Origin of the sequence: Seohaeicola saemankumensis, from assembly GCF_042678485.1 — a bacterium.
GTDB classification, from domain to species: Bacteria; Pseudomonadota; Alphaproteobacteria; order Rhodobacterales; family Rhodobacteraceae; genus Seohaeicola; species Seohaeicola saemankumensis.
In genome coordinates, this window is the sequence record NZ_JBHTKR010000001.1 from 420,620 (window position 1) to 441,132 (window position 20,513).

The following is a 20,513-nucleotide window of genomic DNA, read 5'->3' on the forward strand; positions in this document are numbered from 1 at the left end:
TCACGTCACCACGCGCAACTGTTGCCGAGGTGCCGCGGTGCCCGACCGCAGTGCATCATAGGGATCTTCGGCGGCCAGCATCATGTCGACCACCTGGCGCAACAGCTGCCGCCGCCCGCGGGTCGAGTAGAACCCACCCGGCACCTGGCTTGTTTCCAGCAGATACCGCCGATAATCGCGGTAAGCGCGGCGGTCGGGTCGGGTGGCGGCCGCGAAGAATTCCGGCAATGGCTGGGACGACACGAATTCCGGCTTTGCATAGACCGCATCCCCGAACACCTTGAGCGGAATTCCGCGCCACAGCACCTGCTGAGCGGCGGTGGAGTTGACGGTCACGGCGCTGCGCGCGCCTTGCAGCAACTGGGCAAGCTTGCCGCCACTGACGAAATGGACGCGGTTTTCCACGCCTTCCTGCCTGGCGATGCGCCGGATGTCACGCGCCAGCGGGGTGCGGCCGTTTTCCAGCGGATGGGCCTTGATCACCAGCCGGTGATGGGCGGGCGCGCCCTTGGCAAAGCCGCGGATCACGACATCGAGGAATTCGGTCATCGAGGTGAAGGGCGAATGCATGCGGAAACTGGCGTCATGCTCAAGCTGCAACAGCGCCAGGTGATAGGGAAAGCCGCCATGCCGGATGCGCCACTGGGCCACGCGCCGTTCCAGCGCGCGCCAGGGCATCCCGATCAGGCGGCGCAGGTAAAGCTGGAATTCCTGCGTGACGCCCAGTTCGCGATGCGGGCGGAAGTGGCGGTACTGCCCGTTCCGGAACATGACGAACCAGTGATAGAGCGCGCCGTAAAAGATATGCTGGCGCATGTCGCCCCAGCGCGCGGGGGGCTCGGGGGCGTCCATGTCGGATGTGGACAGGGCCGCGCGCATCTCGTCCACACTGGTGTTCATCAGCCGCGAATGCCCGTTCGATCCGCCCCTCTCGTAGGTGATCCAGTAGGGACGGATATACCCTTCCTCGAAGACATGCACGGTCAGGCCCGCGGCCTTGGCGGCCGCGATCGCCTGGGCATGGATCTGGCGGGTATCGCCGTATAGCACCAGATCGGTTGCGCCCTTTTCGGCGATCAGTGCGCGGATCCGGTCCGGCCACTCCTCGGGGGATGCGCGAAAAGGGATGTAGCTGCGCGGATGGAACCAGAAGGCCCGGTCGCCCGCGTTGAAACCCACGCGCCAGACCTGCGCCCCGGCCTGCCGCAACATCTGCGCGAGGGAGTGAAAGAACGGCCCGTGCGGCCCCTGCAAGAACAGGAAAACCCGGTCACCCGTCAGCCCAGCGGGAGGTTCACTCATATTCATCACAACCAGTTTCACCATCAAACAGATCCCTGCCTACACCGTTTCCACGGCAAAAATAAGGCTGTGTTGCGGTGCATCTTGTCTCCGGTGCGGGCAAGGGCTAGGTCTCGGGTAGCACCGACGGAACACCGCCGTCGATCCGAGGTCAAGAGCGTCGCGCGGAACCGGCGCAGAACCGGCGCATCAGCGGACGCATGAGGGGACGACATGTTCACAGGCATCATCACCGATATCGGAACCCTGCGGAAGGTGGAGCAGCGCGGCGACCTGCGCGCGCGCATCGGCACCGCATACCGGGTCGAGGGGATTGATCTTGGCGCCTCGATCGCCTGCGACGGGGTCTGCCTGACGGTGGTGGCCAAGGGCACGGACGAAAAGGGCGGCTGGTTCGACGTCGATATCTCGGCCGAGACCGTGTCGAAGACAAACCTGTCCGGCTGGACGACCGGCAGGCGCGTCAACCTGGAGCGCGCGCTGAAGGTGGGGGACGAGCTGGGTGGACATATCGTGTCCGGCCATGTGGACGGGCTGGCCGAGGTGGTAGCGATCCGCGAGGATGGCGACAGCACCCGCGTCACCCTGCGCGCGCCAAAGGCGCTGGCCCGCTTCATCGCGCCCAAGGGGTCGGTGGCGCTGAACGGCACATCGCTGACCGTGAACGAGGTCGATGGCTGCGATTTCGGGATCAACTTCATTCCGCATACCAAGCAGATGACGACCTGGGGCGATGTGGCGGTGGGTGACAGCGTCAACCTGGAGATCGACACGCTGGCGCGCTATGTCGCGCGGCTGGCCGAGATGTCCTGAGCCGCGCAGTGGGTGCGCCGGGTTGAAAGGGCGGATGCCTCCGGCGGGGATATTTTCGGCAAGAAGAAGCCGGGATTTCATATTCACGAAATCGGTTGCGTTAGCCGGGGGCGGGATTATCCTGCGCGCGCAACAGGGAGGACCGAGATGACGATTTTCAAGCCCAGCCGTCGTGACATCATGAAACTGGCCGCGATGGCGCCCGCTTTCGCATTGCCCGCGCTGGGACGGCCGGGGGCAGCGCTTGCGCAACTTGGCGCGCCTGCTGCCGACAATCCCGCGCATTTCCGGTTCACGCTGGGTGAGGCGCGGCTGACGATCCTGTCGGACGGCTATTTCTCGCTGCCGACATCGGGGCTGGGCGTGAATGCCGATCCGGCCGAGGTGCGCGCCTTCCTGGAGAAGCACTACCTGTCGCCCGACGAGGGATATTCCCATACCAACCACCTGCTGATCGAGGCGGGCGAAGCCGTGGTGCTGGTCGATGTGGGGTCGGGTAGCCGCTTCATGCCGACCACGGGGCGGCTGATGGCCAACCTGGATGCGGCGGGGATCGATCCGGCCAGCATCACCCATGTGGTGATCACCCACGCCCATCCCGATCACATCTGGGGCATCCGCGACGATTTCGACGAACCGCTGTTCCCGGATGCGGAATACGTGATCGGTGCGGCCGAACATGCCCATTGGTTGCAGGATGACCTGGTCAACAAGGTGGCCCCCGAGGATCAGCAATTCGTGCTTGGGGCGGTGAACTCGCTGACCCTGGACGGGGTCGAATGGCGGCTGATGGAGGATGGCGACGAGGTGGTGCCGGGTGTGCGGATGATCGCCACGCCAGGGCATACGCCCGGCCATATGAGCGTGATGCTGGACAGCGGCGGCAAGCAGCTGATGGCGCTGGGCGATGCGATGAGCCATGCCTACACGAACTTTGCCCATCCCGAATGGTACAACGGCTTTGACGCCGATGGCGATCAGACCGTCGCCACCCGGATGCGCCTGCTGGACATGGCGGCGGCTGACCGGATCGCGGTGCTGGGCTACCATTTCCCTTTTCCCGGTGTGGGGCATGTCCTGCGCGAGGGCGAAAGCTGGCGCTTTCTGCCCGCGCTGTGGCAGTTCGAAGGGTAGGGCCGGCGGGGCGCGCTGTCGCAAACGGGTGCTGTGCCGCCGCGTTGCCTCTGGCCAATGAGGGCGCGCTGCGCTATCTGGCGAGGCAACAGGAAAAGGATATCCCATGGCTGACAGCGCCCCTTTCGAGACACCCGGCCCGGTCGAGGAAAACTGGCGCGATGCGATCAGTTCCATCGAGGATATCATCGAGGATGCGCGCAACGGGCGCATGTTCATCCTGGTCGACCATGAGGACCGCGAGAACGAGGGCGATCTGGTCATCCCCGCGCAGATGGCCACGCCCGAGGCCGTCAATTTCATGGCGATGCACGGGCGCGGTCTGATCTGCCTGACCCTGACGGGGGCGCGGGTCGATGCGCTGGGCCTGCCGCTGATGGCCTCCTACAACTCCTCGCGGCACGAAACCGCGTTCACCGTGTCGATCGAGGCGCGCGAAGGCGTGAGCACCGGCATTTCCGCCCATGACCGTGCGCGCACCATCGCGGTGGCGATCGACGCAGGCAAGACGGCGGCCGATATCGCCACGCCGGGCCATGTCTTTCCGCTGCGCGCGCGCGATGGCGGCGTGCTGGTGCGCGCGGGCCATACAGAGGCGGCGGTGGATGTGGCGCGGCTGGCGGGGCTCAACCCCTCGGGCGTGATCTGCGAGATCATGAACGAGGACGGCTCGATGGCGCGGCTGCCCGATCTGGTGGGGTTCGCGCAGAAACACGGGCTGAAGATCGGCACGATTTCCGACCTGATCGCCTATCGCCGCCGTCATGACAACCTGGTCAAGGTTCGCTCCGAAGAGGTGATCCAGTCTGAATTCGGCGGCGACTGGACATTGCGGATCTACACAGACGAGACGCAGGGCGCCGAGCATATCGTGCTGATCAAGGGCGATATCAGCACTGACGCCCCCGTTCTGGTGCGGATGCATGCGCTTGACCCGCTCAAGGACATGGTGGGGGCAGGGCCCAGGGGGCGCGCCTTCGAGTTCACCAATTCGATGCAGACCATCGCCGCCGAAGGGCGCGGCGTGGTGGTGCTGCTGCGCGACACGCATATGAAACTGGCGACCGGGGCCGAGGTCAGCCCGCAGACCCTGCGGCAATACGGTCTTGGCGCGCAGATCCTGTCCTCGCTTGGTCTGTCGAAACTGGTGCTGCTGACCAACTCGCCGACGCCCAGGATCGTGGGGCTTGAGGCTTACGGGCTGGAGATCACGGGCACGCGCAAGATCACGGAAGGGCACTGACATGGCCGGGCATGAGACCCATTACACGCTGCCGCGCGCGGTATTCGACAAGCCGGTGAAGATCCTGATCGTCGTCGCACCCTATTACAAGGATATCGCCGACAACCTCGTGGCCGGCGCCAAGGCCGAGATCGAGGCTGCGGGCGGCACCTGGGACCTGGTCGAGGTGCCTGGCGCGCTGGAGATCCCCACCGCCATCGGCATCGCCGGGCGGATGGGCAATTTCGACGGCTACGTGGCGCTGGGCTGCGTGATCCGGGGCGAGACCACGCATTACGACACGGTCTGCAACGACAGCAGCCGCGCGATCAGTTTGCTGGGCCTTCAGGGCCAGTGCATCGGCAACGGTATCCTGACGGTCGAGACCCGGCCCCAGGCCGAGGTGCGCGCCGATCCGGCGGGGCAGAACAAGGGCGGCGGCGCCGCTGCTGCGGCCTTGCATCTGGTGGCGCTGGCCCGTAAGTGGGGCACTGCCAGCAAGGGGGTCGGGTTCAAGCCCGCCTCGGAAGAATACCGCCTGGCCGGAAGCACCAAAGGCACACCCTCTGCATGATCGACGATACCGCCAAGCCGCAAGCCCTGTCTGGCAATCAAAAGCGCAAGATGCGCGCTGCCTCGCGGCTTTATGCCGTGCAGGCCTTGTTCCAGATGGAGCATTCGGGCCAGACCGTCGAACTGGTCCGTCGCGAATTCCTGGAGCACCGTTTCGGCGCCACCTACGAGGGTGACGAGATGCGCGACGGCGATGTGGATCTTTTCCGCCATATCCTGGATGAGGCCGTGAACCGTCAGGCGAAGATCGACCAGATGACCGATCGCGCCCTGGTTGCCAAATGGCCCATCGCCCGGATCGACCCGGTGTTGCGGGCCCTGTTCCGCGCGGCGGGGGCCGAACTGGTGCAGGATGAAACGCCCCCCAGGGTCGTGATCACCGAATATGTGGACGTGGCGCGCGCCTTCTTTCCCGAAACCAAAGAGCCGCAATTCGTCAATGCGGTGCTGGATCACATGGCGCGCGAGGCGCAGCCGCAGGCGTTCTGATCCTGCGCGCGATCCGTCCTGTTCCCGTGCCGCGCCATCGGTCATTATGGCCGGATGACGCCAACAGGAAAGGGCACGGGTATGTGGGCAGATGACAGGATGCTGAGCCTTCTGGGTATGTCCCTGCCGATCCTTCAGGCGCCGATGGCCGGGGCAGGGGATCACCGGCTGGCGGTCGCCGTGGCTGATGCCGGCGGGCTGGGAAGCGTGCCCTGCGCCATGCTGACACCGGACCGGATCAAGACCGAGGTCGCAGCCTTTCGCGCGGCGACCGACAGGCCCCTGAACCTGAACTTCTTCTGCCATGAAACACCCGTGATTGACGCGGCAGGCCTGGCGGCCTGGCAACAGCGCCTCGCGCCCTATTACCGCGAACTGGCGCTTGACCCCGCAACGCCCGCGCCCCTGTCGAACCGCGCGCCTTTCGATGCCACGCTCTGCGCTCTGGTCGAGGATCTGCGCCCCGAAGTCGTCAGCTTTCATTTCGGTCTGCCCGCGCCCGATCTTCTGGATCGCGTCAAGGCAACAGGGGCGCGGGTTCTGGCCTCGGCGACCACCGTGGCCGAGGCGCTTTGGCTGGACGGTCGCGGCTGCGATGCCATCATCGCCCAAGGGGTTGAGGCTGGCGGGCATCGGGGCATGTTCCTGACCCGGGATGTGGCGACCCAGATCGGCACCCTGTCGCTGGTGCCCCAGATCGTGGATGCGGTGCGTTGCCCGGTGATCGCGGCGGGCGGCATCGCGGACGGGCGCGGGATCGCTGCGGCCTTCATGCTGGGGGCGGCAGCCGTCCAGATCGGCACGGCTTATCTTTTCTGCCCCGAGGCAACGATCAGCCCGCCGCACCGCAAGGCGCTGGCCGAAGGTCACGTGCGCGAGACGGCGCTGACCAATGTCTTCACGGGCCGCCCGGCGCGCGGCATGGTCAACCGCCTGATGCGCGAACAGGGGATCATGTCGGATGTGGCCCCCGCCTTTCCGCTGGCGGGCGGCGCGGTTGCCCCCCTGCGCGCGGCCACCGAACCGGCGGGATCGGGCGATTTCATGCCGCTCTGGTCCGGGCAATCAGCGGGGCTGTGCCGCGCCGCATCAGCGGCGGAACTGACCCGCCGCCTGGCCGCGGACGCGCAAGCCCTGCTTGCGCGTTGACGCGCCAAAGGATCAGAGCGCGCTGACCTGACCCACGGCCAGCACCGCACCCGTGGGCGCGCCTGTGGGCGAGCCGCCGGGCGGCTCGTCGCTGACAGCCAGGACCAGACCTTGCAGCCCCGCGCGCAGGGGGGCCGGCAGGGTGACGGCCGTTGTCCGCGCCTCTGGCAAGACGCCCAGCGAGACGGGTGCAGCATCCCCCGCAATCGCCCAGAGTTGCAGCACACGCCCCTCTGCGGCGCGGCCGGCGGTGCGTGTCAGACGAACTTCGCCCGATGCGCTGTCATAGACGGCCAGCAGACGCAGGCTTTGATCCTCGGCCGCGATCTCGCTGACGAACATCGGTGTCGGCACGACGGGCTGGGGCGGTTGCAGCGATTGCACGGCGAAGAAGGCCGCAACGGCGATCGAGGCCAGGCTGACCGCCTGCCACAGCCCTGCACGCTGCCAGAAGAGCGCGCGCGGGGGCTGCCCGAACAGCCGCCGTTCCAGCCCGGTCTTGACGCGCGCGGCGGGGGCCACCTCGGCCGCTTCGGCATCCAGGCCGGACAGGCGGGTGGTCCAGGCTGCGACTTCGGCGGCCAGATCCGGCTCGTGCGGCAGGCGAGCGCGAAAGGAAGCCTCCTCGGCGGGGGGCAGCAGGCGCAGCACATATTCCGCCGCCAGCAGGTTGTCGTCTTGCGGGATATCGTCCGATGCGGTCGTCATCTTGCCATACACTCCTGCAGCCGTTGCAGGCTGCGCCGCAGCCAGGTTCGCATGGTATTCAGCGGGACGCCAAAGTTCTCGGCCAGCTCGGCATAGCTGTGCCCCTCCAGGTAGGCACCGCGCACGGCGGCGCCGCGATCCTGCTCCAGCTCGTCCAGGCAGGCGGTGATGCGACGCGCCTCACCCGCTGCGACGGCGCTTTGTTCGGGCGTGGGGCTGGCAGAGACAAGACGGTCTGCCGCATCATCGACATCGACGGTTTCCTTCACCCGGCGCAGGTGGTCGATGGCGGTGTTCCGCGCAATCGTGATCATCCATGTCATCGGGCTGGTCCCATTCACACTGTAGCGACCGGAATGCCGCCAGATCTTCATGAAGGCTTCCTGCAATGCGTCCTCTGCGCTGGCCCTGTCTTTCAAGACACGCAGGATGACCCCGAAAAGTTTCGCGCTGGTGCGGTCGTAAAGCCGTGAAAAAGCGGCGCGGTCACCCAATGCGCTGCGCGCGATCAGGTTCTCGATATCGTCCATCGTCGCCATGTTGACAGCTTTCTGGTCAATTATATCGCGTGCGATCCTATCGCAGACGCGTGAGATAACAAGGAAATCCCCGCCCCGCTTGCATCTATCTCGGGCAACTGCAAAGGCAAGAACGGGTTTTCAGCCTTCCCGGACGGCGTCTTGCGGTTTTTTCAGGCAAGGAACAGCCTGCGGCACCCCGACCTGCGACTGCCCCCTTGTGACGTGCGCAATTCGGGTTACATTGGACCCAAGCGCATCAGAGAGGACACCATGCCCAAGCTCATACGCCTTTATATCACCCAGGCCGCCATCGGCTTTGGCCTTGCCGGCGTCTTCGTGGCGATGCTGCTCTGGTTCAATATCGCAAATCTCTGGCATCTCGTGACCCATTCCGACATGGGGTTGCTGGCCGTTCTGGCCCTTTGGGTGTCGAATGGCGTCGTGTTTGGCGGTGTGCAATTCGCGATTTCGGTGATGCGGATCAAGGATGATGACGATGACGAACCGCGTGGCGGGCATCGCCGCCCGATCCGCGTCGATACATCGCGCATGATCCCGGTGCGTGTCGCGGCACGTGGCGGGCGCGGTCAGCGGCGCTGATTAACACCGATCTGCGTCGATCCAAGGGGCCTTGCGGCCCCTTTTTCTTTGCGTGACAGGATCCGCAAGGGTGTAGTGCCGGGGCAGGGGGGTGAAAAGTGGCGGGCCCGCAGCGGCCGTGTGGTTGACGCATTCCCGAGAGCCTGTGTGTACAGGTGGGCGTCAGGTAATAAGACCAGGGTCAGATCAGAGCCAACTCCCTCGGAAGTGTTTAAGGCCACTGGAATGTAACCGTTCACGTGAAGAGCAGCACCCGCCACAGCAACAGTTAGGCGCTCCGTGTGCCCACGGCAAGGGGTTGCAGATGTTCCCGTTCCGTTCGATACTGCCGTAATGAGCGAGATGATACAGCATGGACGGCTTCTGGCGCGCGGCGTGGCCCGGCATCTGTTGGGGCATGACATCGTGACGCTGGAAGAATTCGTGCCCGCCCGCGGGTTGCGCGTGGACCTGATCGGGCTGACCCCCAAGGGCGAAATCTGGGTGGTGGAATGCAAGTCCTGCCGGGCCGATTTCATGCAGGATAGCAAATGGCAGGGCTATCTTGAATGGTGCGACAGGTTCTTCTGGGCGGTGGATGCGGATTTTCCGGTGGATCTGCTGCCCGATGACAGCGGGCTGATCCTGTCCGATCCCTATGATGCCGAAATCCTGCGCATGGCGCCCGAAACGCCGCTGGCGCCGGCACGGCGGCGCAAGCTGACGCAGATGTTCGCGCGACATGCGGCGCAGCGGTTGCACCTGCTGCGTGATCCCGATGCAAGGCGCGGGTTTTCGGTCAGTCTGTGAGTCAGCGTTTCATCTGGCGGGCGGCAGCCACCGCGGCCAGGATTTCTTCGGCGATTTCCTCGGCCTCTTCTGGGTCGAAATCCATCGGCACCTCGATCCCCTGCGATTCCACGAAAATCCGTACCATGCCTTGGTCGGTCGGGCCGATCTGAAGGTTTGCCTCGATGTCGCGTTCGCTGTTGATGCCCATGGCGGTCTCTCCGGGTGTATGGGCCATGGTGCTATCGGTTTCGATCTTGCTTGGCAAGCGCGGGCGGGGTCATATCAGGGCATGGCCGATCCTGCGTTTCGCCCCTTCACCCCCGCCGATGCGGCCTGGTTGGCCGAAAGGCATGGCACGCTTTATGCCCAGGCCGAAGGCTTTGACGACACCTTTGCCCCGCTGGTGGCGGGCATTCTGGCCGATTTCATCGCGGATCACGACCCGGCACGGGAAGCAGGCTGGATCGTCGAGGCGGGTGGCAAGGCCGTCGGCAGCATCTTCTGCGTGCGTCTGGATGATCACACCGCCAAGCTGCGCCTGTTCCTGCTAGAGCCCGTGATGCGGGGCCGGGGGCTGGGGCAGCGGATGCTGGCGCATTGCATGGGCTTTGCCCGCAAGGCCGGTTATGCGCGCATGGAGCTGTGGACCCATGAAAGCCACAAGGCGGCCTGCGCGCTTTATGCCGCGAACGGTTGGCGACTGGCCGCGTGGAAACCGGTGCATTCCTTCGGCGTCGATCTGGTCGAGCAAAGCTGGAAAATTGATCTCTGACGCTCTTGCATTCAGCGGGGCTTGGGGTTAAATCCGCCCCAGTGCCGCCTTAGCTCAGTTGGTTAGAGCGCTTGATTGTGGATCAAGAGGTCCCCCGTTCGAGCCGGGGAGGTGGTACCATCCTTCCCTCAAGTCACTGGTTGAGAACGGTAATCTCTTGCCGCAGGGTGCCGCTTGCGCGGTCGTAGATCAGAATGCGGTCATCTGTCGTAACCACCGCATACCATCCGGCGGTCGCGGTAAACGCCTGGGCGCGGGTGCCATAGGGCAGGGTGATGACATCGGGCAAGGCCGGCGTCGCCGTCGGGAAACGGATGACAAGCAGGCTTATGATGGCTAGAAGCCCCGCAATCATCGTGCCGGTCAGGATCGTGACCAGAAGGCGCAGAAACCGCAGATTGCCCGGTTCGGGCAGAGGGGATTGATCGCTCATGGGCCAAGGCCACCTTTCTGTCCGGATCCAGGACGATCCGCCGCCTCGCCTTGATAAGGCGCTTTCGCGCGATGTGCCAGACGATGCGAACCTGTCGCGCACAAGGCTGACGCGGCTGATCGCCGATGGCCAGGTGATGCTGAATGGCGCGGTGGTCACGGATCCCAAGACGCGGGTGGCCGCGGGCGATACCGTCGCCATCACCGTGCCGGAGGCTGAAGACAGCCATATCGGCCCCGAGGACATTCCCTTGTCGGTGGTGTTCGAGGATGACGACCTGATCGTGATCGACAAACCCGCAGGCATGGTCGTGCATCCCGCGCCAGGCTCGCCTTCGGGGACGCTGGTGAATGCGCTGCTGGCCCATTGCGGCGATGCGCTGTCGGGTGTGGGCGGCATGAAGCGCCCCGGTATCGTGCACCGCATCGACAAGGACACATCGGGTTTGCTGGTGGTCGCGAAATCCGACCGCGCCCATCACGGCCTTGCCGCGCAATTTGAAAAACATACCGTGGAGCGGCAGTACAAGGCCGTGGTTTACGGCCTGCCCGACGCCAATGATCCGCGTCTGCGCGGTGTCAGGGGCGTCAGTTTCGAGCCTGGCAATATCCTCAAGATCACCACGCAACTGGCGCGGCACAAGACCGACCGGCAGCGGCAGGCGGTGCTGTTTCAGGGCGGACGCCATGCGATAACGCGGGCGCGAGTCGTGGAAAGTTTCGGCACACCGCCGCTGGCCTGCCTGGTCGATTGCTGGCTGGAAACCGGCCGCACCCACCAGATCCGGGTGCACATGGCCCATGCGGGCCATGCGCTGGTCGGTGATCCGACCTATGGGGGGCGGCGCAAACTGGCGCGCGGGGCGGTGACCCCGGCCGCCGAAGAGGCCGTGCACGCGTTTCCGCGCCAGGCGCTACACGCGCAACTTTTGGGCTTCATTCATCCCGTCAGTGGCGAAATGTTGCGGTTCGAATCAGAAATACCGCAAGATATGCTTGATCTGATCGCAGCCTTGCAAGGCTGATCCGGTCCCCGACAGGCCCGTTGAGGGGCGTGGCGGACCCTTTGGGCCGGAACCCGCAGGCGGTGCGGCGTGCACGACTTCGCACATCCGCGTGACAAGTCATGTCAAGGACTGTCCCAGGCGACGGCGGATCGGTTATCCTTCCTTAAACATTTCGCGTCACAAGGCTTGAAAGGGTCGGGAGCGCGCCATAAATGGAATGTTAAGCCCCTTAACTTGACAAGGGGACCCCAGATGAAAGGGACGGAGTCCATGAGCAACTATGCCAATCTTCCGGCACCGACGCCCGAAGGCGGTCTGAACCGCTACATGCAGGAAATCCGCAAGTTTCCGCTGCTGGAACCGGAAGAAGAATACATGCTGGCCAAGCGCTGGGTCGAGGAACAGGATACCGCGGCCGCGCACAAGATGGTCACCAGCCACCTGCGCCTGGCGGCAAAGATCGCCATGGGGTATCGCGGCTATGGCCTGCCGCAGGCCGAGGTGATCTCGGAGGCGAATGTCGGCCTGATGCAGGCGGTCAAGCGGTTCGACCCCGAAAAGGGGTTCCGTCTTGCCACCTATGCGATGTGGTGGATCCGTGCCTCGATCCAGGAATATATCCTGCGGTCCTGGAGCCTGGTGAAACTGGGCACCACATCGGCGCAAAAGAAGCTGTTCTTCAATCTGCGCAAGGCCAAGGCCAAGATCGGCGCGCTGGAAGAAGGCGATTTGCGCCCCGAGAACGTCAAGCAGATCGCGACCGACCTGGGCGTCACCGAAGATGAGGTGATCAGCATGAACCGTCGCCTGTCGGGCGGCGATGCCTCGCTGAATGCCACTGTCGGATCAGAGGGCGAAGGGTCCATGCAATGGCAGGACTGGCTTGAGGATGAGGATGCCGACCAGGCCACCGATTACGCCGAGCGCGACGAGATGGAGGCGCGGCGCGCCCTGCTGGTGCAGGCGATGGATGTGCTGAACGAGCGCGAGCGCGATATCCTGACCCAACGCCGCCTGAGCGACGAGACCGTCACGCTTGAAGACCTGAGCGCGCAATATGACGTGAGCCGCGAACGGATCCGCCAGATCGAGGTGCGGGCTTTCGAGAAGCTGCAAAAACGCATGCGCGACCTGGCGGCAGCCAAGGGGATGCTGGAAAGCGCCTGATCGCGGACAAGGCTTGAAATGAACGGCACCGGCACGCATGCTGGTGCCGTTTTGCGTTCCGCGGGAAAGGATTTGATCATGGCCGGAGGATGGGCGCGCGACGGCGCGGTAAACGAGCAGATCGAAGCCTCGATCCAGGACGAGCTGGCCCGCCTGAAGGCGCGCCGCGGCCCGGTTGGCGACAGCCTCACCCATTGCGCGGATTGCGAGGAACCCATCCCCGAGGCGCGGCGTCAGGCCATTGCCGGCGTGAAGCTCTGCATCGACTGCCAGACCGAACGCCAGTCGGCGCAAGCCCAACGCGGCGGGATAAACCGGCGCGGATCAAAGGACAGCCAGTTGAAATAGCAGGCGGAGCGGTGGGGGGCGCTGCCCCCCACGGCGAACCGTGTTCGCCGTGCCCCCCGGAGTATTTCCGGAACGATGAAGGCGCGTCAGCCCTCCATCGCCTCCAGCTCGTCGATCATGCCCTCGATCATCGACAGACCCTTGTCCCAGAAGGCAGGATCGGTGGCGTCCAGACCGAAGGGGGCCAGCAAGTCCATGTGGTGCTTGGATCCGCCTGCCTTGAGCATGTCGAAATATTTGTCCTGAAAGCCTTCGGGGTTTTCTTCGTAGACGGCGTAAAGCGCGTTCACCAGCCCGTCGCCGAAGGCATAGGCATAGACATAGAAGGGCGAATGGACGAAATGCGGGATATAGGCCCAGAAGGTCTCGTAGCCCTCCATGAAGTCGAAGGCGGGCCCCAAGCTTTCGGCCTGAACGCTCATCCACAGGTCGTTGATGTCGTCGGGCGTCAACTCGCCGCCGCGTCGGGCGGCGTGCAGTTTGCATTCGAAATCGTAAAAGGCGATCTGGCGCACGACCGTGTTGATCATGTCCTCGACCTTGCCGGCCAGCAGGGTCTTGCGCTCTGATTGCGTCTTCGCGCCCTCCAGCATCTTGCGGAAGGTCAGCATCTCGCCAAAGACACTTGCGGTTTCGGCCAGCGTCAGGGGGGTGGACGACAGCATTTCGCCCTGGCCTGCGGCCAGCACCTGATGCACGCCGTGGCCCAGTTCATGCGCCAGGGTCATCACGTCGCGCGGTTTGCCGAGGTAGTTCAGCATCACGTAAGGGTGCACCTCGGTCACGGTGGGATGGGCAAAGGCGCCGGGGGCCTTGCCGGGTTTCACGCCCGCGTCGATCCAGCCCTTGTCGAAGAAGGGCGCGGCGATATCGGCCATGCGCGGATCAAAGCCGGCATAGGCATCCATCACCATGCCGCGCGCGGTCGGCCAGTCCACCGTCTTGATCTCTTCCACCGGCAGGGGGGCGTTGCGGTCCCAGACCTGCATCCGGTCCAGACCCAGCCATTTGCGTTTCAGCTCGTAATAGCGGTGGCTGAGGCGTGGATAGGCTGCAACCACGGCATTGCGCAGCGCCTCGACCACCTCGGGTTCGACATCGTTGGACAGGTGCCGCCCGGTCTGCGGGGTGGGCATGCCGCGCCAGCGATCGACGATTTCCTTTTCCTTGGCCTGGGTGTTGTGCACGCGGGCAAAGGTCTTGATGTTCATGCCGAAAACGCGGGCCAGTTCCTGTGCCGCCGCCTCGCGTTTCGCACGGTCATGATCGGTCAGCAGGTTCAGCGTGCCTTCGATGTTCAAGGGCTCGCCATCCACCTCGAAGCCAAGCCCCGCGATGGTTTCATCGAAAAGCCGCTCCCATGCGTCGCCGACCACGCCCAGATCGTGCAGGAATTTTTCCAGCTCGTCCGACAGCTGGTAGGGTTTCATCGCGCGGATGCGGTCGAACACCGGCTTGTAGCGGGCCAATTCTGCGTTTGCGGCGAACAGGGCCGCGACGTGATCATCCTCCAGCCGGTTCAGCTCGAGCGTGAAGAAGACCAGTGGCGTGGTGAAATTGGTGATCTTTTCCTGGCAATCGGACATGAACTTGGCGCGGGTCGCGTCGATCGTCATCTGGTAGTAGCGCAGGCCGGCAAAGGACATGATGCGCCCCGCGATGGCGCTGATGCGTTCGTTCCGCAGCACGCAATCCAGCATCCCCTTGGCGTCCAGCGTGGCCAGCTTGCCCTCGTAATCGGCGGCGAAACTGGCGCAGGCCTGTTCCAGCCAGTCCAGATCGCGCTTCAGCTCGGGCGCATCCTCGGAGGTGTAAAGATCCGACAGGTCCCATTCCGGCAGATCGCCCAGATCCTTGCTGCCACGGCTGGCATTGGCGTCCCAGATCGGGCCAGAGACGGGAAAGGGAAGATGGAACATGGGATCACCTGTCTTGTTGCGTTGCCACAGACATAGGGGCTTGGGCCGGGTCCCTCAAGCCGGATCAGCCATATTGCGCCAGCATCGCGCGCAGGTGATCCAGCGTATCGGCCTGATCCACGGTCTTGTCCTGCCGCCAGCGCAGCATCCTGGGAAACCGCAGGGCGATGCCGGATTTGTGGCGCGGGCTTTCCTGAATCCCTTCAAAGGCGATTTCGAAGACATGATGCGGCGTGACCTGCCGCACCGGGCCGAAGCGCTGCTGCGTGTTGCGGCGCACCCATTGGGTGATCTGGCTGAATTCCGCGTCCGTCAGGCCGGAATAGGCCTTGGTGAAGGGCACAAGATCGTTGCCCTGCCAGACCGCAAAGGTGAAATCGGTAAACAGGTTCGCGCGCCGCCCGTGCCCGGCCTGGGCATAGATCATCACCGCGTCGACGGTCAGCGGGTCCAGCTTCCATTTCCACCAGTCGCCGCGCTTGCGGCCCAGGTGATAAGGGCTGGATAGGCGCTTGATCATCAGCCCTTCGGCTTTCTGGTTGCGGGCTGTGCTGCGGGCGGCCATCAGCGCGTCCCAATGCGTGGCGGGGATCAGGGGCGAAGGGCGCAATGGCGCATCAGGCGGGACGCGCGCCAGCATCCGGTCCATGGTGGCGCGGCGGTCGGCCAGTGGGGACGCGCGCAGGTCCTGCCCCCCCGCTTCCAGCAGGTCATAGGCCAGCAGGATGACCGGCGCCTCGGCCAGCAGCTTTTTCGGCACCGACTTGCGCGTTATGCGTTTTTGCAAAGCGGCAAAGGGCAGGGGCGCGGCCCCGTCCCAGGCCACAAGCTCGCCGTCCAGCACGGTGCCATCGGGCAGATCAGCGGCCAGACGCGCCAGTTCCGGGAAGCGATCGGTCATCAATTCCTCGCCGCGCGACCAGACATGCAGGGCGCCACCCCGCGCGATGACCTGCGCGCGGATGCCGTCCCATTTCCATTCCGCTTGCCAGTCGGTGACCGGGCCAAGCGCATCCAGATCGTCGATGCCATGGGCCAGGCAGAACGGATAGGGGCGCGACAGGTCGGCGGCGGGATCCTCGGCCTCGATCAGATCGGCAAAGCTGGTGGTGTCGGGCGACCAGTTGCCCATCAGGCGGTGGGCCAGTTCCGCCTCGGGATGCCCGGTGGCCTGTGCCAGCGCGCGGGTCATCAGTTTCTGGCTGACGCCCATCCGGAACCCGCCGGTCAGCAGCTTGTTGAACACCAGCCTTTCGGTCGTCTCCAGCCGGTCCCAGGCCGCCAGGACGGCTGTCTTGCGCGCTTCGTCTTCTGAATCACCAAGGGCGCGCAAATGGTTGATCCAATGGGACAAGCTGTGATCCGATCCGCCTTGCGCGGGGGGCAGGACAAGGGCGATGGTTTCGGCCAGATCGCCGACCACGGCATAGGCGTCCTCGAACAGCCACAGCGGGATGCCTGCCGCCTCGGCTGCCCAGTCGCGCAGGCGAGTCGTGGTCACGGCGCGCTTCGGGCGGCGCCCGGAAAATATCGCGATGGTCCATAGCTTGTCGTCATCAGGGGCGCTGGCGAAATAGTCGGCCAGTGCCGCGACCTTGGCCGATGTGCGGGTGGTCTGGTCGATCGCGGTAAAGAGGGTGGCAAAGCGTTTCATGCCGCATCCCCCGTCTCGGCCGTGTCATCCGCATCCTCGCCGCCGTATTCGGTGGCCAGCACATGGGCATCATGGCCGGACTCGCGCAGGTAGCGCGTGAAGATCTCGGTGTAACCATGGGTGAGGTATAGGGTTTCCGCGCCGGTCGCCTTGATCGCCTCCAGCAGCCCGGCCCAATCCGCATGGTCCGAGATCACGAAGCCACGGTCGGCCGCCCGTCTGCGCCGCACGCCGCGCATCTGCATCCAGCCGCTGGCGAACCCGGTGGACAGCGGCCCGAAACGCCGCGCCCAGGCGCTGCCCAGCACGGCGGGCGGCGCCACGATCAGCGCGCCGGGATTTGCCTTGCGGTCCAGATCGGGGGTGATCCTGAGCGTATCTGGCAGGGGCAGGCCCTGGTCACGCAGCACCGCATTCGTGTTTTCCACCGCCGCATGGGTCAGGATCGGGCCAATCGCGGGATCCAGCAGATGCAGCAGGCGCTGCGCCTTGCCCAAACTATAGGCCGCCAGCAGGCTGGCGCGACCCTGCGCGGCATTCTCGGCCCACCAGCGGTTGATCTGATCCGCCACCACGGCCTGCGGCTGCCAGCGAAAGACCGGCAAGCCGAATGTGCATTCCGAGATGAACGTGTGGCAGCGCAGGGGTTCGAACGCCTCGCACAGGCCGTCGGGTTCGGTCTTGTAATCGCCCGACACGACCCAGACCTGTCCTGCGACCTCGACCCGGATCTGCGCCGAGCCCGGCACATGACCCGCGGGGTGAAAGCTGACCAGCGCATCCCCGATCCGGCGGGTTTCGCCGTAGCGGATCGTGTCGCCGGTGATAACCCCCAGACGGTGCCGCATCACCGGCATCGAGGCATCCGTGCAAAGGTAGCGCCCATGACCGGGCCGCGCATGATCGGCATGGGCGTGGGTGATCAGGGCGCGATCCACCGGCCGCCAGGGGTCGATGAAGAAATCCCCCGCCGCGCAGTAAAGCCCGCGATCCGTCAATGTCAGCACCGGGGTCGCCATGCGCCTGTCCCTGTCTTCTGTCCCTGTCCGAAGTCAACCCAAGGGTAGGGCGCGAAGGGGGCTGCGACCAGCCCCAAGCGGTCTTGCACATCGCGCGGGGCTGGATAAGGTTCGCGCGCCATTCACAAGGAGGACACAGGGATGCGTTTTGTCAGATACGGAGAGAAGGGGGCCGAAAAGCCCGGCGTGCTGGATGCCCAGGGCCGTATCCGCGACCTGTCGGGCGTGATCCCCGATCTGGCAGGCGCCGTTCTGGCCGATCTGCCGCGCTTTGATCCCGAGACACTGCCTCTGGTGCCGGGCAACCCGCGCCTTGGACCGCCAGTGGGACAGGTGGGCAAATTCATCGGGATCGGGTTGAATTACGCCGATCACGCGGCCGAGTCGGGGATGGATGCGCCCGCCATGCCGATCGTCTTCATGAAGGCCACGTCCTCGATCTGCGGGCCGAACGATCCGGTCTACCTTCCGCGCAACGCGAAGAAAGGCGATTGGGAGGTGGAGCTGGGCGTCGTGATCGGCAAGACCGCCAAATACGTATCCGAGGCCGAGGCGCTGGATCACGTGGCGGGCTATTGCGTGGTCAATGACGTGTCCGAGCGCGCCTTCCAGATGGAGCTTGTGGGCCAGTGGACCAAGGGCAAAAGCGCCGATACCTTCGGCCCCATCGGCCCCTGGCTGGTGACGCCGGACGAGGCGGGCGATCCGCAGAACCTTGATCTGTCGCTGGATCTGAACGGGGCGCGCGTGCAGACCGGAAACACCGACACGATGATCTTCACCGTGGCCCAGATCATCGCGCATCTGAGCGGGTTGATGAGCCTGCAACCGGGCGACGTGATCGCCACCGGCACGCCGCCGGGCGTGGGAATGGGCATGAAGCCGCAGCGCTTCCTGGCCGAGGGCGACGTGATGGAATTGCGTATCGCGGGCCTGGGCGAGCAGCGCCAAGAGGTGCGGCGCGACGCCTGAGGGTGCTGCATTTTTACAAGTCAGATCAAGGCTTTGGCCGGTCTGCGGCAGGTCCGGGGTGGGCGGCGAAATGCGCGGCCACCCCATCGAACACTGCAGCGCGGGTCTGGGGCGTGTCCATCATCACCTCATGTTCGCCACCCGGCACCATCACAAGCGCGCCGCCCGGCCAGCCGGTCATGCGCGCGGTGATCCGGTCGGGGCAGACGATGCTTTCGCCTGTGCCAAGCCAGGTCTGGCAGGGCAGGGGCGGGGCCGGTCGGCGCGCCAGATGCGCCATCTCGACCAGGGCTTCGTTCAGCCAGCGCAGGCTTGGGCCGCCCAGGGCAAGATCGGGATAGCTGGTCATCTGGCGCTGCATGTACATGTACATTTCGGCGTCGCGGGTCAGGGCGTTGTCATCGAAAGATTCCGCAATCACATAGGTTTGCGCCTTCGTGCCGGGGGCAAGATGATGGCCGAAACCCAGCCGCGCGCCGGTCCATGACACGAACCAGGCCGCCGGTCGCGTCGCCATGGCCATCTGGATCCCCCACATCGGCCCGGTAAAGGCGCAAGCGGCCACCGGCAGCCCTTCGATCAGGGCGCGCAGGCCGATGCAGCCGCCCATGGAATGCGCCAGCAGGTACCAGGGGCGCGGCAGGTCCAGCGCCCGCGCCGCATCGACCATCGCGGCCACGTCCTTCTGGTAATCGGTGAACCGCCCCACATGGCCGGTGCGCCGGTCCGCCAGCAGGCGGTCGGCCAGACCCTGGCCGCGCCAGTCTACCGTCAGCGTGTCGAACCCGCGCCGCGCAAGGTCGGCCGCGGCACGGCCGTATTTCTCGATGTATTCCGTGCGACCGGGGAACAGCAGCACCGTGCCGCGCCGGTCCTGTGTCGCGTCACAGGGCCAGTGCCCCAGCCTGATGCGTGGCCCGTCCGCGGTGCGAAGCCACCAGGCCTGTCCGCCTGTCGGCCCGTCCGCAACATCGTGGAAAAGCGGTGCCTGGTCCAAAGGTCAGCTCAGGACCGAGCCAAGCTGCATCGCCATACCCATGTCGCCATCCACGGCCAGCTTGCCGCTCATGAAGGCCGATGTCGGATTCATGTCGCCGCTCATCATCGCCTCGAAGGTTTCCGCGCTGGCGGTCAGGGTCACGTCGGCCTCTTCATCCGCGGCGCGTGCGCCGGTGGCATCGACCATGACCGCGCCTTCGCCTTCGATCACGAATTTCGCCGATCCGGCGAAGCCGCCGCTTCCCATCTTTTCGTTCAGCGCGGCCACTGCCGCTGCAATCACATCGCTCATTCGCGTGGTCCTTTTTTCCTGCGCGGGGGCTAACAATTCCCGATCCGCGCGTTACACTCTTGTTTTATGATCGCGTTCTTTCACAATCTCAAACCTGTCGTTGCGGCATTTTGCGCGATAGTGCTTTTTTCCTTACCCTTGCAGGGGCAGGGCGCCGCCGCGCCCTCTGTGCCGCTGGACACGCTTTACGACCGTCTGGCCACCGCGACCGAGGCAGAAGCCACCGGGATCGAGCGTGAAATCCGCCTGGAATGGCGCAAGACCGGCTCTGCGGCGATGGATCTGCTCCTCAAACGCGGACGTGACGCGCTGGAACGGGGCGATTTCGCGGCCGCCGTCGCGCATCTGACCGCGTTGACCGATCACGCGCCCGATGTGGCCGAGGGCTATCATGCCCGGGCGCGTGCCTATTTCCGCATGGATCAGATCGGTCCTGCCGTCGCCGATCTGGAAAAGGCGCTTGCCCTTGATCCGCGTCACTACGAGGCGGCCCATGGCCTTGCCGTGGTGTTCGAAGAACTGGGCCGCCCGCAGCAGGCCTATGCCGCCTATCAGCTTGTGCTTTCCATCCATCCCCATTACGACCCCGCCGCCGAGGCGGTGACGCGGCTCAAGGCCCAAGTCGAGGGTCTCAAACTCTGATCGGGGAA

General features: G+C 64.9%; 24 protein-coding genes and 1 tRNA gene. 15 read left to right on the plus strand and 10 right to left on the minus strand.

All coding sequences use genetic code 11. From position 1 onward, the window contains the following. Positions 1-1,326: a capsule biosynthesis protein gene (locus tag ACFQ3C_RS01990; RefSeq protein ID WP_380788724.1), complete on the minus strand. Its 1,326-nt coding sequence runs from the start codon at positions 1,324-1,326 to the stop codon at positions 1-3. Positions 1,327-1,515: 189 nt separating this feature from the next. On the opposite strand from ACFQ3C_RS01990, the gene ACFQ3C_RS01995 reads away from it, so the two are divergent. From ACFQ3C_RS01995 to ACFQ3C_RS02020, 6 genes are all read left to right on the plus strand, one after another. After that, positions 1,516-2,115, plus strand: a complete 600-nt coding sequence (locus ACFQ3C_RS01995; protein WP_380788726.1) for a riboflavin synthase — start codon at positions 1,516-1,518, stop codon at positions 2,113-2,115. 147 nt (positions 2,116-2,262) lie between these two features. Further along, positions 2,263-3,249 carry an MBL fold metallo-hydrolase gene (locus tag ACFQ3C_RS02000; RefSeq protein ID WP_380788728.1) on the plus strand — a complete coding sequence of 329 codons (987 nt, stop codon included), beginning with the start codon at positions 2,263-2,265 and terminating at the stop codon, positions 3,247-3,249. A gap of 106 nt (positions 3,250-3,355) precedes the next feature. Next, positions 3,356-4,492, plus strand: a complete 1,137-nt coding sequence (gene ribB / locus ACFQ3C_RS02005; protein ID WP_380788730.1) for a 3,4-dihydroxy-2-butanone-4-phosphate synthase — start codon at positions 3,356-3,358, stop codon at positions 4,490-4,492. Position 4,493: 1 nt separating this feature from the next. Further along, positions 4,494-5,045 (plus strand): 6,7-dimethyl-8-ribityllumazine synthase, encoded by a 552-nt coding sequence (locus ACFQ3C_RS02010; RefSeq protein WP_380788732.1) that lies wholly within the window; start codon positions 4,494-4,496, stop codon positions 5,043-5,045. Further along, positions 5,042-5,533: a transcription antitermination factor NusB gene (gene nusB, locus ACFQ3C_RS02015; RefSeq protein WP_380788734.1), complete on the plus strand. Its 492-nt coding sequence runs from the start codon at positions 5,042-5,044 to the stop codon at positions 5,531-5,533. The genes ACFQ3C_RS02010 and nusB overlap by 4 nt, the downstream gene beginning before the upstream one ends. A gap of 81 nt (positions 5,534-5,614) precedes the next feature. Next, a complete protein-coding gene (locus ACFQ3C_RS02020) occupies positions 5,615-6,682 on the plus strand; it encodes an NAD(P)H-dependent flavin oxidoreductase (protein WP_380788736.1) in 1,068 nt (355 codons plus the stop codon). Positions 6,683-6,694: 12 nt separating this feature from the next. Here the strand turns inward: ACFQ3C_RS02020 and ACFQ3C_RS02025 are convergent, their stop codons facing one another. Both ACFQ3C_RS02025 and ACFQ3C_RS02030 read right to left on the minus strand, forming a co-directional pair. Further along, the gene (locus ACFQ3C_RS02025; RefSeq protein WP_380788738.1) at positions 6,695-7,390 is read right to left on the minus strand and encodes an anti-sigma factor; all 696 of its coding nucleotides are present in this window, start codon (positions 7,388-7,390) and stop codon (positions 6,695-6,697) included. Beyond that, positions 7,387-7,929, minus strand: a complete 543-nt coding sequence (locus tag ACFQ3C_RS02030) for a sigma-70 family RNA polymerase sigma factor (RefSeq protein WP_380788740.1) — start codon at positions 7,927-7,929, stop codon at positions 7,387-7,389. Before ACFQ3C_RS02030 ends, ACFQ3C_RS02025 begins: the two co-directional genes overlap by 4 nt. 252 nt (positions 7,930-8,181) lie before the next feature. On the opposite strand from ACFQ3C_RS02030, the gene ACFQ3C_RS02035 reads away from it, so the two are divergent. Together ACFQ3C_RS02035 and ACFQ3C_RS02040 are read left to right on the plus strand one after the other, a co-directional pair. Next, positions 8,182-8,511 (plus strand): hypothetical protein, encoded by a 330-nt coding sequence (locus ACFQ3C_RS02035; protein ID WP_380788742.1) that lies wholly within the window; start codon positions 8,182-8,184, stop codon positions 8,509-8,511. Positions 8,512-8,844: 333 nt separating this feature from the next. Further along, positions 8,845-9,300, plus strand: coding sequence for an MmcB family DNA repair protein (locus tag ACFQ3C_RS02040; RefSeq protein ID WP_380788744.1), 456 nt, complete (start codon positions 8,845-8,847; stop codon positions 9,298-9,300). A gap of 1 nt (position 9,301) precedes the next feature. On the opposite strand, the gene ACFQ3C_RS02045 is transcribed toward ACFQ3C_RS02040, so the two are convergent. Then, a complete protein-coding gene (locus tag ACFQ3C_RS02045) occupies positions 9,302-9,490 on the minus strand; it encodes a DUF6324 family protein (RefSeq protein WP_380789109.1) in 189 nt (62 codons plus the stop codon). Positions 9,491-9,571: 81 nt separating this feature from the next. Here ACFQ3C_RS02045 and ACFQ3C_RS02050 point away from each other — a divergent pair, with 81 nt between their 5' ends. After that, entirely contained in the window at positions 9,572-10,054 is a 483-nt protein-coding gene (locus ACFQ3C_RS02050) for a GNAT family N-acetyltransferase (protein WP_380788746.1), read from the plus strand. A 43-nt stretch (positions 10,055-10,097) separates the two neighbouring features. After that, positions 10,098-10,174 (plus strand) — tRNA-His (locus tag ACFQ3C_RS02055). A 13-nt stretch (positions 10,175-10,187) separates the two neighbouring features. Here ACFQ3C_RS02055 and ACFQ3C_RS02060 read toward each other — a convergent pair. Beyond that, positions 10,188-10,487: a DUF6476 family protein gene (locus ACFQ3C_RS02060; RefSeq protein ID WP_380788748.1), complete on the minus strand. Its 300-nt coding sequence runs from the start codon at positions 10,485-10,487 to the stop codon at positions 10,188-10,190. On the opposite strand from ACFQ3C_RS02060, the gene ACFQ3C_RS02065 reads away from it, so the two are divergent. The 3 genes from ACFQ3C_RS02065 to ACFQ3C_RS02075 all read left to right on the plus strand — a co-directional run bounded on the left by ACFQ3C_RS02065 (position 10,486) and on the right by ACFQ3C_RS02075 (position 13,008). Beyond that, positions 10,486-11,511, plus strand: coding sequence for an RluA family pseudouridine synthase (locus ACFQ3C_RS02065; protein WP_380788750.1), 1,026 nt, complete (start codon positions 10,486-10,488; stop codon positions 11,509-11,511). The two genes, ACFQ3C_RS02060 and ACFQ3C_RS02065, sit on opposite strands and share 2 nt — an antisense overlap. Positions 11,512-11,763: 252 nt before the next feature. Further along, on the plus strand, positions 11,764-12,660 hold the full coding sequence (gene rpoH / locus ACFQ3C_RS02070) for an RNA polymerase sigma factor RpoH (protein WP_380788752.1): 897 nt from the start codon (positions 11,764-11,766) through the stop codon (positions 12,658-12,660). A gap of 78 nt (positions 12,661-12,738) precedes the next feature. Further along, positions 12,739-13,008: a DksA/TraR family C4-type zinc finger protein gene (locus tag ACFQ3C_RS02075; RefSeq protein ID WP_380788754.1), complete on the plus strand. Its 270-nt coding sequence runs from the start codon at positions 12,739-12,741 to the stop codon at positions 13,006-13,008. A gap of 86 nt (positions 13,009-13,094) precedes the next feature. Here the strand turns inward: ACFQ3C_RS02075 and ACFQ3C_RS02080 are convergent, their stop codons facing one another. The 3 genes from ACFQ3C_RS02080 to ACFQ3C_RS02090 form a co-directional block, all read right to left on the minus strand. Continuing rightward, positions 13,095-14,927, minus strand: coding sequence for a M3 family oligoendopeptidase (locus ACFQ3C_RS02080; RefSeq protein ID WP_380788756.1), 1,833 nt, complete (start codon positions 14,925-14,927; stop codon positions 13,095-13,097). A gap of 64 nt (positions 14,928-14,991) precedes the next feature. Further along, a complete protein-coding gene (locus ACFQ3C_RS02085; RefSeq protein ID WP_380788758.1) occupies positions 14,992-16,581 on the minus strand; it encodes an ATP-dependent DNA ligase in 1,590 nt (529 codons plus the stop codon). Next, on the minus strand, positions 16,578-17,600 hold the full coding sequence (locus ACFQ3C_RS02090; RefSeq protein WP_380788760.1) for a ligase-associated DNA damage response exonuclease: 1,023 nt from the start codon (positions 17,598-17,600) through the stop codon (positions 16,578-16,580). Before ACFQ3C_RS02090 ends, ACFQ3C_RS02085 begins: the two co-directional genes overlap by 4 nt. A 141-nt stretch (positions 17,601-17,741) precedes the next feature. Between ACFQ3C_RS02090 and ACFQ3C_RS02095 the strand changes: the two genes are divergently transcribed. Next, positions 17,742-18,572 carry a fumarylacetoacetate hydrolase family protein gene (locus ACFQ3C_RS02095; RefSeq protein WP_380788762.1) on the plus strand — a complete coding sequence of 277 codons (831 nt, stop codon included), beginning with the start codon at positions 17,742-17,744 and terminating at the stop codon, positions 18,570-18,572. A gap of 25 nt (positions 18,573-18,597) precedes the next feature. Here the strand turns inward: ACFQ3C_RS02095 and ACFQ3C_RS02100 are convergent, their stop codons facing one another. Further along, complete coding sequence (locus ACFQ3C_RS02100) at positions 18,598-19,569, minus strand: alpha/beta fold hydrolase (RefSeq protein ID WP_380788764.1); 972 nt, start codon at positions 19,567-19,569, stop codon at positions 18,598-18,600. A gap of 3 nt (positions 19,570-19,572) precedes the next feature. Continuing rightward, the gene (locus tag ACFQ3C_RS02105) at positions 19,573-19,863 is read right to left on the minus strand and encodes an SCP2 sterol-binding domain-containing protein (RefSeq protein ID WP_380788766.1); all 291 of its coding nucleotides are present in this window, start codon (positions 19,861-19,863) and stop codon (positions 19,573-19,575) included. Between the two features lie 120 nt (positions 19,864-19,983). Between ACFQ3C_RS02105 and ACFQ3C_RS02110 the strand changes: the two genes are divergently transcribed. Next, positions 19,984-20,505 carry a tetratricopeptide repeat protein gene (locus tag ACFQ3C_RS02110; RefSeq protein WP_380788768.1) on the plus strand — a complete coding sequence of 174 codons (522 nt, stop codon included), beginning with the start codon at positions 19,984-19,986 and terminating at the stop codon, positions 20,503-20,505. Positions 20,506-20,513 lie beyond the last annotated feature (8 nt).

Bases quoted from the DNA above. Each gene is read 5' to 3' on its own strand.
- ACFQ3C_RS02025 (WP_380788738.1), bottom strand. From the start codon at position 7,390: ATGACGACCGCATCGGACGATATCCCGCAAGACGACAACCTGCTGGCG.
- ACFQ3C_RS02065 (WP_380788750.1), top strand. From the start codon at position 10,486: ATGGGCCAAGGCCACCTTTCTGTCCGGATCCAGGACGATCCGCCGCCT.
- ACFQ3C_RS02095 (WP_380788762.1), top strand. From the start codon at position 17,742: ATGCGTTTTGTCAGATACGGAGAGAAGGGGGCCGAAAAGCCCGGCGTG.
- ACFQ3C_RS02085 (WP_380788758.1), bottom strand. From the start codon at position 16,581: ATGAAACGCTTTGCCACCCTCTTTACCGCGATCGACCAGACCACCCGC.
- ACFQ3C_RS02075 (WP_380788754.1), top strand. From the start codon at position 12,739: ATGGCCGGAGGATGGGCGCGCGACGGCGCGGTAAACGAGCAGATCGAA.
- ACFQ3C_RS02040 (WP_380788744.1), top strand. From the start codon at position 8,845: ATGAGCGAGATGATACAGCATGGACGGCTTCTGGCGCGCGGCGTGGCC.
- ACFQ3C_RS02035 (WP_380788742.1), top strand. From the start codon at position 8,182: ATGCCCAAGCTCATACGCCTTTATATCACCCAGGCCGCCATCGGCTTT.
- ACFQ3C_RS02080 (WP_380788756.1), bottom strand. From the start codon at position 14,927: ATGTTCCATCTTCCCTTTCCCGTCTCTGGCCCGATCTGGGACGCCAAT.
- ACFQ3C_RS01990 (WP_380788724.1), bottom strand. From the start codon at position 1,326: ATGGTGAAACTGGTTGTGATGAATATGAGTGAACCTCCCGCTGGGCTG.
- ACFQ3C_RS02105 (WP_380788766.1), bottom strand. From the start codon at position 19,863: ATGAGCGATGTGATTGCAGCGGCAGTGGCCGCGCTGAACGAAAAGATG.
- ACFQ3C_RS02090 (WP_380788760.1), bottom strand. From the start codon at position 17,600: ATGGCGACCCCGGTGCTGACATTGACGGATCGCGGGCTTTACTGCGCG.
- ACFQ3C_RS02050 (WP_380788746.1), top strand. From the start codon at position 9,572: ATGGCCGATCCTGCGTTTCGCCCCTTCACCCCCGCCGATGCGGCCTGG.
- ACFQ3C_RS02010 (WP_380788732.1), top strand. From the start codon at position 4,494: ATGGCCGGGCATGAGACCCATTACACGCTGCCGCGCGCGGTATTCGAC.
- ACFQ3C_RS02020 (WP_380788736.1), top strand. From the start codon at position 5,615: ATGTGGGCAGATGACAGGATGCTGAGCCTTCTGGGTATGTCCCTGCCG.
- nusB (WP_380788734.1), top strand. From the start codon at position 5,042: ATGATCGACGATACCGCCAAGCCGCAAGCCCTGTCTGGCAATCAAAAG.
- ACFQ3C_RS02030 (WP_380788740.1), bottom strand. From the start codon at position 7,929: ATGGCGACGATGGACGATATCGAGAACCTGATCGCGCGCAGCGCATTG.
- ACFQ3C_RS02045 (WP_380789109.1), bottom strand. From the start codon at position 9,490: ATGGGCATCAACAGCGAACGCGACATCGAGGCAAACCTTCAGATCGGC.
- ribB (WP_380788730.1), top strand. From the start codon at position 3,356: ATGGCTGACAGCGCCCCTTTCGAGACACCCGGCCCGGTCGAGGAAAAC.
- ACFQ3C_RS01995 (WP_380788726.1), top strand. From the start codon at position 1,516: ATGTTCACAGGCATCATCACCGATATCGGAACCCTGCGGAAGGTGGAG.
- ACFQ3C_RS02060 (WP_380788748.1), bottom strand. From the start codon at position 10,487: ATGAGCGATCAATCCCCTCTGCCCGAACCGGGCAATCTGCGGTTTCTG.
- ACFQ3C_RS02000 (WP_380788728.1), top strand. From the start codon at position 2,263: ATGACGATTTTCAAGCCCAGCCGTCGTGACATCATGAAACTGGCCGCG.
- rpoH (WP_380788752.1), top strand. From the start codon at position 11,764: ATGAGCAACTATGCCAATCTTCCGGCACCGACGCCCGAAGGCGGTCTG.